At 64.5% G+C, this 8,703-nt stretch carries 9 protein-coding genes; 6 read left to right on the forward strand and 3 right to left on the reverse strand.

The window, feature by feature from the left end; translation table 11 throughout:
* Positions 1–12 precede the first annotated feature (12 nt).
* Positions 13–909 (reverse strand): AraC family transcriptional regulator, encoded by an 897-nt coding sequence (locus EOA29_RS16505; RefSeq protein ID WP_126090618.1) that lies wholly within the window; start codon positions 907–909, stop codon positions 13–15.
* A gap of 47 nt (positions 910–956) precedes the next feature.
* On the opposite strand from EOA29_RS16505, the gene EOA29_RS16510 reads away from it, so the two are divergent.
* The 5 genes from EOA29_RS16510 to EOA29_RS16535 all read left to right on the forward strand — a co-directional run bounded on the left by EOA29_RS16510 (position 957) and on the right by EOA29_RS16535 (position 5,178).
* A complete protein-coding gene (locus tag EOA29_RS16510) occupies positions 957–1,364 on the forward strand; it encodes a DUF2000 family protein (protein ID WP_126090617.1) in 408 nt (135 codons plus the stop codon).
* A 316-nt stretch (positions 1,365–1,680) separates the two neighbouring features.
* Positions 1,681–2,565, forward strand: a complete 885-nt coding sequence (locus EOA29_RS16520) for a DMT family transporter (RefSeq protein WP_189350603.1) — start codon at positions 1,681–1,683, stop codon at positions 2,563–2,565.
* Between the two features lie 80 nt (positions 2,566–2,645).
* Entirely contained in the window at positions 2,646–3,668 is a 1,023-nt protein-coding gene (locus EOA29_RS16525; RefSeq protein ID WP_052459475.1) for a LacI family DNA-binding transcriptional regulator, read from the forward strand.
* A complete protein-coding gene (locus EOA29_RS16530; protein WP_126090615.1) occupies positions 3,665–4,648 on the forward strand; it encodes a 2-hydroxyacid dehydrogenase in 984 nt (327 codons plus the stop codon). The genes EOA29_RS16525 and EOA29_RS16530 overlap by 4 nt, the downstream gene beginning before the upstream one ends.
* Positions 4,649–4,791: 143 nt before the next feature.
* Complete coding sequence (locus tag EOA29_RS16535) at positions 4,792–5,178, forward strand: hypothetical protein (protein ID WP_126090614.1); 387 nt, start codon at positions 4,792–4,794, stop codon at positions 5,176–5,178.
* Positions 5,179–5,202: 24 nt separating this feature from the next.
* Here EOA29_RS16535 and EOA29_RS16540 read toward each other — a convergent pair whose 3' ends face one another.
* The gene (locus EOA29_RS16540; RefSeq protein WP_126090613.1) at positions 5,203–5,976 is read right to left on the reverse strand and encodes a gamma-glutamyl-gamma-aminobutyrate hydrolase family protein; all 774 of its coding nucleotides are present in this window, start codon (positions 5,974–5,976) and stop codon (positions 5,203–5,205) included.
* A 245-nt stretch (positions 5,977–6,221) separates the two neighbouring features.
* On the opposite strand from EOA29_RS16540, the gene EOA29_RS16545 reads away from it, so the two are divergent.
* Positions 6,222–7,331, forward strand: coding sequence for a TRAP transporter substrate-binding protein (locus EOA29_RS16545; protein WP_126090612.1), 1,110 nt, complete (start codon positions 6,222–6,224; stop codon positions 7,329–7,331).
* A gap of 245 nt (positions 7,332–7,576) precedes the next feature.
* On the opposite strand, the gene EOA29_RS16550 is transcribed toward EOA29_RS16545, so the two are convergent.
* Positions 7,577–8,605: a zinc-dependent alcohol dehydrogenase family protein gene (locus EOA29_RS16550; protein ID WP_126090611.1), complete on the reverse strand. Its 1,029-nt coding sequence runs from the start codon at positions 8,603–8,605 to the stop codon at positions 7,577–7,579.
* Positions 8,606–8,703: the final 98 nt, after the last annotated feature.

Raw genomic sequence — 8,703 nt, forward strand, 5'->3', positions numbered from 1 at the left:
GTGCTTACAATGCTAAGCCGGTGCTTGGAGCGACGACGCTTTCGCGTCGCGCCCTCGCACCAGCACCGCCCAGCGTCCCGGCGTCAGCCCGAACGCCTTCTTGAAATGCCGGTTGAAATGGCTCTGGTCGCTGAAGCCGACCGCAACAGCTGTTTCGGCGAGCTGTTCTCCCATCTCGATCATGCGCCGCGCCCGCTGCAGCCGGCGCATCAGGAGGAAGCGGTGCGGGCTGGTCGAATAGGTCGCGCGGAAGTGGCGCGACAGCGCATAGCGGTCGAGGCCGGTGACAGCCTCGAGCTCATCGGAGCGAACCGGCCGCCCGGCATTCCCCTCGATATAGTCCCGCGCAAGCGCGGCGGCGCGCCATGCCGTCCTTCCCATAGGTCTTGCCGGCTCTCCGGCATGATGTTTCAGATGTTGTACCAGCTGCGCGATGAAATCGGCGACGAACAAATCGTCGAGCTCTTCATCCAGCGGCGCAAGGGCTGAAAGCAGCGTGCCCCGCAGGCCGGCGTCGCTGACCACCGCGTCCTCGACGAAAGGCAGCGCCGTGCCGGCTAAGCAGTCGAGAAGCAGCGACGGTTCCAGATAGAGGATCCGGTAGCGCAAGCCGTCCTCGGTGCCGGCGCCGCCATCGTGCAGTTCGTCGGGATGCAGCACGATCACCTGGCCGGGCAGGCTGTGCCGAAGCGCGCCGCGATAGTGGAAGCGCTGCACGCCGTCGAGCGTCACGCCGATGGCATAGGTATCGTGGCGGTGCAGATCGAAGGCGTTGCCGTGGAAGCGTGCTTCGATGCGTTCGAGCCCGATGGCGCCGGGCGCCGAAACGATCCGGTCCCCGGCGGCGATCACATCCGCGCACGAACGTTCAAGACCCTCCAGCGCCTCACCGCCTAGACCGTACGCCATCGCCTCATCCATGCCCGTCATGGGTCACCTTTTGGAGAAGCATTTTGGTGTTCGACACGAAATTTGCAATCGTGCTGAGGGAAGACCTCGCCATCTGGCAGAAGCTCAACGTCACCGCGTTCCTGACCAGCGGCATCGTCGCGCAGTTCCCTCAGATCATCGGCGAGCCCTATCGCGATCGCGCCGGCAATCTTTTCAATCCGCTGTCGATCCAGCCCGTCATCGTTCTCTCGGCGGACGGGCCGACCCTCAGCACCATCCATCGCCGGGCTTTGGAGCGCGGCGTGATCACATCGGCCTATGTCGAGGAGATGTTCTCGACCGGCCATGACGTGGCCAACCGCGCCGTCTTCGCTGAATTCGCGCCGGACGACGCCAGGATGGTCGGCATTGCGCTGCGTGCTGAAAAGAAGTTGGTCGACAAGATCACCAAGGGCGCCCGCATGCATGCTTGATTTAGGGAGTAGGGAGTAGGGAGTAGGGAGTAGGGAGTAGGGAGTAGGGAGTAGGGAGTAGGGAGTAGGGAGTAGGGAGTAGGGAGTAGGGGTTGCTTTGCTCCTTGCTCCGCCTCCAGAATTGAAGGGCTCAGGTTAGTCGTCAACGGCAGTGCGCACTAAGCCTGTCCCGGGCGCTTGTTGGGCCAGTCGCTTTAGGCTTGCCGGCCGGCGGCGATTGCCGCAAAAGGGAGGCATCTACCTTTCCCCCGGCCTGACCTTGAGCGTTCCCAGAAACCCCGACGACAGCGCAACGCCGCCCGCGGCGATGCTGTTGATGCTTTGCGTCTATGTCTGCTTCACCTTTCTCGACACCTCGAGCAAATACCTGGTGCTTGCCGGCGTCTCGGCGCTGATCGTCGCCTGGACCCGCTTCACCGTCCATGTCCTGCTTGTCGGCGTCTTCCTGCGCGGTTGGCGGGAGCCGTTGCGCTTCCGCGCCAACAACCTGCCGGCGCATATCCTGCGCGGGTGCCTCCTTTTCGGCTCGACCATGTTCAACGTCCTGGCGCTGAGGACGCTGCAGCTTGCCGAAACCACCTCGATCTACTTCTTCGGCCCGATGGTGATCACCGCATTGGCCGGTCCGCTGCTCGGCGAATGGGCCGGCTGGCGGCGCTGGCTGGCGATCCTCGCCGGCTTCGTCGGCGTCCTCATCATCACCCGGCCGGGCGTCGGGGTGTTCGGCATAGGTCATCTCTTCGCGCTCGGCTCGATGCTGTCGAACTCCTTCTACGTCATCATGACGCGGCGCATGTCGGCGACGGAGACGCCCGAGAGCCTGATCCTGTTCTCGGCGCTGGCGCCGGCCGTGCTGCTCGTGCCGATGCTGCCGTTCTCGCATGCGCTGCCGCAGGACGGCTGGCCCTGGTTCATCCTGTTGATGCTGGGCGTGTTCGGCGCCGGCGGCCATTGGCTGTTGGTCCAGGCCTATCGCCTCGCGACCACCACCGCGCTTGCGCCGTACCCCTATTCACAAATGGTGTGGATGATCGTTTCCGGCTGGCTGATCTTCCACCAGCTTCCCGACCGCTGGACGCTGCTTGGTGCGGCCATCATCGTCGCCAGCGGCCTCTACATAATCCATCGCGAGCACCGGCTGCGCCTGCGCAATTCCGCCTCGCTCGACACCGAAGCCGAGACCCTGGCGAAAAAACTTTGAATTGCTCCCGATCGATGGCATAAGGCCGAATTTAAACAATTTAAAAACGTGTTTCCGAGGACCTTGGGGAGCAAAGGGCACTGGCACAGAAGATCAAGCTTTCGACGATCGCGGATGCGCTCGGCGTGTCCACGGCAACGGTATCGCTGGCGCTGCGCGACAGCCCGCTGGTCGCCGGCTCCACGCGCGAGCGCATCAAGGAGCACGCCCGCGCCATCGGCTATATCTACAACCGGCGCGCCGCCAGCCTCCGCACCTCGCGCTCCGGCATTGTCGGCGTCGTCGTGCACGACATCATGAACCCGTTCTTCGCCGAGATCCTGCGCTCGATCGAAAGCGAGCTCGACCGCAGCCGCCAGACCTTCATCCTGTCCAATCACTACGACCAGCTCGAAAAGCAGCGCACCTTCATCGACACGCTGCTGCAGCTCGGCGCTGACGGCGTCATCATGTCGCCGGCAATCGGCACGCCGGCCGAGGACATCATCATGGCCGAGGAAAACGGCCTGCCGGCGGTGCTGATCGCGCGCACCGTCGCCGGAGCCGACGTGCCGGTCTTCCGCGGGGACGATGCCTATGGCACGGCGCTCGCGACCAACCACCTGATCTCGCTCGGCCACAAGCGCATCGCCATGATCGGCGGCACCGACCAGACGTCCACCGGCCGCGACCGCTACCAGGGCTATCTCAATGCGATGGAGGCGGCCGGGCTGGAGGTGAAGCCGTCATGGCGTATTCCCGGGCCGCGCACCAAGCAGGCCGGTTTCGAGGCCGCGGGACAGTTTCTGGCGCTGAAGGACAAGCCGACAGCCGCCTGCTGCTGGAATGATCTGGTCGCCATCGGACTGATGAACGGCATTGCGCGGGCCGGCCTCGTGCCGGGCGTCGACATTTCGGTCACCGGTTATGACGATCTCGAGGAGGCCGCAATCGCAACTCCGGCATTGACGACGGTCTGGAATGGCCAGCGCGAAGTCGGCCGCCGCGCCGCCAGCGCGCTGCTCGACAAGCTGAACGGGCAGGCCGTGCGGCCCTCGCAGGAACTGATCAAGCCGGAGCTGCATGTGCGCCAGTCCACCGGCAAGCCGGTGGAGCGCCAATGACAAAAGCCGAAGCAAGGTTCCCGGTCGCCATCCTGGTGCCCGGGCATTTCAACGACCACGCGGTCGGCCGGATCGATAAGGCATTCCGGCGCGTGCGGATCGAGCGCGCCGATCCGTCGCTCGTTACCGGCGAGATGCGCGAGGTCGTGCGCGGCATCGCCTGCTTCGGCGGCATCGACGCGGCCATGATCGATGCGCTGCCCAATCTCGAAATCATCGCCAATTTTGGCGTCGGCTATGATTCGGTGGACGCCAATCACGCGGCCAAGCGCGGCGTGATGGTCACCAACACGCCGGACGTGCTGACCGAGGAGGTCGCCGACACCACGATCGGCCTGCTGATCAACACCGTGCGGGAAATGTACGCTGCCGAGAAATGGCTGCGCGACGGCGACTGGGTGAAGCAGGGCAACTATCGTCTGAGCCGGCTCACCTTGCGCGGCCGCCGCATCGGTATCTTTGGCATGGGCCGAATCGGCCTTGCCGTCGCCCGTCGCCTCGAGGCCTTCGGCCTGCCGATCGCCTATCACAACCGCCGCAAGGTCGAGGGCCTGTCCTACGAATACCATGCGACGCTGAAGGGCTTGGCCGAGGCGGTCGATACGCTGATCTGCATCGCGCCAGGCGGCGCATCGACGGAAAAGGCCATCAATGCCGAGATCCTGTCGGCGCTGGGGCCGAACGGCGTCTTCGTCAACATCGGCCGCGGCAGCACGGTGGATGAGGCGGCTCTCGCCGCGGCTCTCGATAACGGCGCCATCGCCGCTGCCGGGCTCGATGTCTTTGCCGACGAACCGAATGTGCCTCAGGCCCTGCTCGAAGCGCCCAACACCTCGCTTCTGCCGCATGTCGGCTCGGCGTCGGACCACACCCGCCGGGCCATGGCCGATCTCTGCGTCGACAATCTGATTTCCTGGTTCGGCGAGCGCCGGCCGCTGACCGCGGTACCGGAGACGATCAACATCAGGCCGCGCGCCTGATCGGCCACATTTATTAACGCCTGATTAACCCTTTGGAATCATTGTGCATACTTCGTTATGCATATCGCCGAAAGTTTGGAGACGGCGACATGCGTGGACCAGAGGCAAAAAAGCGCGACGCGCTCTTGGTGCGGAGAAGCAGAGTGAAGCTGTTGACTGGCTTGGTTGCGTCGGTTGCGTTGTTCGGGGGCGTGCAGTTCCTGCATGGCGGCGATAGCCAAAGCGCGGCCAACGAGCCCGCCGCGTCAAGCATCTACAAATTGACGGCCAATGGCGACGAAGCGGCCTGCGCCGTCCAGCGCGGCGCCGAGGTGTCGGACGGGCTGTCGCGGCTCAGCCTCGCTCCTGATTGCCGCACGCTGATGCCCGGCATCGAGCGTGTGAAATTCTGGCGCGAGCAGGCGGACGGCACGGTCGCCTTCAGCGAGAACGGCATCGATCCGATCGTCACTTTCAGCGTCGCCGATGGCGACGGTTACGAATCCTACGCGCCGGCCGCGCCGCTGCTGGCGCTCAACAGCGACGAATAGCTACCGGATTTTCCTGTAAGCAGCCTACTCTGCCGCCGCGCGCGCCCCGGCTTTCGCCGCCGCATGCAGGCGCACGGCATCGCCGAACGCGCGGAAGATCTTCGCCGAGTTGCTGTCCGACTTCACCCAATATTCGGGGTGCCACTGGACGCCGACCGCGAAGGCGCGGGCATCCTTCACCGAGACCGCCTCGACGGTGCCATCGCCGGCCACCGCCTCGACCTGCAGTTTCGATCCGAGCCGGTCCACCGCCTGGCGGTGCACGGAATTGACCATGATCTCGCCGGCGCCGAACACGCCTGCCAGGCAACTGCCGGGCTTGATCGAAATCGCCTGGCGGATGCCGAAGCGCTCATCCTGATTGTCGCTGACCGGCGCGCGGTGGTCGAGCGTGCCCTCGCGCTCGTGGATCTCGGTGCCCAGCGTGCCGCCCAGCGCCACGTTCAGTTCCTGGATGCCGCGGCAGATGGCAAGCAGCGGCACGCCGCGCTCGATCGCCTTGCGGATCAGCGGCAGCGTGGTGGCGTCACGCGCCGGATCGTAGGGTCCGTTGGCCTCGGTTGCGTCGCCGCCGTAGAGTGACGGATGCACATTGGATTTCGAACCCGTGACCATGACGCCGTCGACCGAGGACAGCAGTTCGTCGAAATCCAGCCGGTCGCCGAAAGAGGGCACCAGCAGCGGGAACACGCCGGCGCCGGCGATCGCCGCCTCGATATACTGCTGCGGGGCGGCATGCCAGGTGTAGTTGTCGAACTGGCGGACATCGGTCGAGACGGCGACGAGCGGCTGCTGCATTTTGGATATCGGTTCCATTGAGGGCTAACGGATTATTCTGCCTACAAAATAGGCGATCCGAGGGCGTTTTGCCATGGCAAGTTTCATCTCCACGGATAGGCCACGAAATTTGGCGTTAGACTATAGTTGCACATAGCCCCCGATACTGGACTCGACCTCTCGCCTGTGTATGTTTCTTCCCCAACCGGTCCGGGCGGCGAGGATGCCCGAATGTCGGTCAGCTGATCCACAAGGGAGGAAACTGCATGGATCGTCGTTCATTCATCCGCAAGGCCGGTGCGTCCGGCGTCGGCGTCGCGGCAGCGGCCGCAGCGCTTGCCACGCCGGCGATAGCCCAGTCCAATCCGAAAGTGACGTGGCGGCTGGCATCGTCCTTCCCGAAATCGCTCGACACGATCTATGGCGGCGCGGAAGTCTTCTCCAAGATGCTGTCGGAAGCGACCGACGGCAATTTCCAGGTCCAGGTCTTCGCATCGGGCGAGCTGGTGCCCGGCCTGCAGGCTGCGGACGCCACCGCTGCCGGCACCGTCGAGGCTTGTCATACGGTGGCATACTACTACTGGGGCAAGGACCCGACCTGGGCGCTGGGCGCGGCGGTGCCGTTCTCGCTCAACGCGCGCGGCATCAATGCCTGGCACTACCATGGCGGCGGCATCGACCTGTTCAACGAATTCCTGGCCACGCAGGGGTTGTTCGGTCTGCCGGGCGGCAACACCGGCGTGCAGATGGGCGGCTGGTTCCGCAAGCAGATCAACACCGTGGCCGATCTCTCCGGCCTCAAGATGCGCATCGGCGGCTTCGCCGGCAAGGTGGTGCAGAAGCTCGGCGTCGTGCCGCAGCAGATCGCCGGCGGCGACATCTATCCGGCGCTGGAAAAAGGCACGATCGACGCCGCCGAATGGGTCGGCCCCTATGACGACGAGAAGCTCGGCTTCTACAAGGTCGCGCCCTACTACTACTATCCCGGCTGGTGGGAAGGCGGCCCGACCGTGCATCTGATGTTCAACAAGGCCAAGTACGAGGAGCTGTCGCCGGCCTACAAGTCGCTGGTACACACGGCCGCGCAAGCCGCCGACGCGAACATGCTGCAGAAGTACGACAATCTCAATCCGGCGGCGGTGAAGCGGCTGGTGGCCGGCGGCGCCAAACTGGCGCCTTTCAGCCAGGAAATCATGGCGGCTTGCTTCGAAAAGGCCAACGAAGTCTATGCCGAAATGGAAGCCAACAACGCGCCGTTCAAGAAGATCTGGGAGTCGATCAAGGGCTTCCGCAAGGAGCACTATCTCTGGGCCCAGGTCGCCGAATACAACTATGACACCTTCATGATGGTGCAGCAGCGCAACGGCAAGCTGTAGGCGATCCGCCTTTCCTTCTGGAAGACCTTGCAAGGCCCTCCCCTTCTCCCCTTGTGGGAGAAGGTGGATCGGCGCGCAGCGACGAGACGGATGAGGGGTGTTGGAAGGAATGAGGCGTTGGCGATTCTGTCGCGGCGTCCAACGCTGAAGGTCTGCGCCAAGCTGGAGCACCCCTCATCCGTCGCCTTCGGCGACACCTTCTCCCACAAGGGGAGAAGGGAAGAACTGAGCGCAAAACCGGTGCTTCAGCTATTGTTCGGCACCACCAGCACCTTGACCTCACCGGGGGCCGCGGGGTTCGAGATCACGCGCGGCGCCTCTTCGAGGGGCACTTGCTTCGAAATCAGCTTGTCGATCTCGATCGCGCCCGACGCGACGAGCTCCGCGGCGCGGCGATGCGTGAAGGGGTTGATGAAGGAGCCAAGGACCTTCAACTCGCGGAACAGGACATCGAAGGGCTCGAAGGCGACCTTCTGGCCCTGAGGCATCACGCCGACGATCACCACCGTGCCGCCGGCCTTCGCCAGTCGCATCGATTGTTCCACGGTGTCGGGAACGCCGGCGCATTCGAGCACGACGTCGACGCCGCCAGGCACCAGGCCAGCCGGTCCGGCGATGGCCTCGATGGGGTCGATGGCGCTTGGATCGACGGTTGCCGTCGCGCCGAGCTCCTCGGCAAGCGCCCGGCGCGAGGCCTGCCGGGTCGACAGGATGATCGTCGCGGCGCCCGCCAGCTTAGCCAATTGCACGACAAGCAGGCCGATGACGCCGCCGCCGAGCACCACAACCGAAGCGCCCGGTTTGATGCCGGCGAGGTCGACGCCGTGCAGGCAGCAGGCCAGCGGCTCGCAGAAGGCGCCATGCGTCGGCTTGAGATCGGCGGGCAAGAGGAAGGCCTGGCTTTGCGGCATCACGACATAGTCTGCAAAACCGCCGTCGCGGTGGATGCCGATCGCCCTGAGATTGCTGCACAGGTTGACCCGGCCGGCCCGGCAGTGGCTGCAGCGCCCGCAGGAAATGTTGGGGTCGCCGGTGACGCGGTCGCCGACAGAGATATCGGCAACCGCATCTCCGACAGCCTCGACGATGCCGCAGAATTCGTGGCCGAGCGTCACCGGCGGTTTTGACGGAAACTCGCCATGGAGAAGGTGCCTGTCGGTGCCGCAGACGCCGCAGGCTTCGATCCGCACCAGGACATCCTCCGGCCCTGGTGAAGGTTTGGCGACCTCGCGAAGCGCAATGCTGCCGATTGCTTCCAGCCGGACGGCTCTCATGACTTGGTCACCTCAATTGAAACTCGGCGGCTTCGAAAGGTCGGGCGCCGGCGCCCGACCTTTCGAAGCCGCCGAGTTTCAATTGAGGTGACCAAGTC

The sequence above is a fragment of the Mesorhizobium sp. M1E.F.Ca.ET.063.01.1.1 genome (genome assembly GCF_003998155.1).
Classification (GTDB): domain Bacteria; phylum Pseudomonadota; class Alphaproteobacteria; order Rhizobiales; family Rhizobiaceae; genus Mesorhizobium.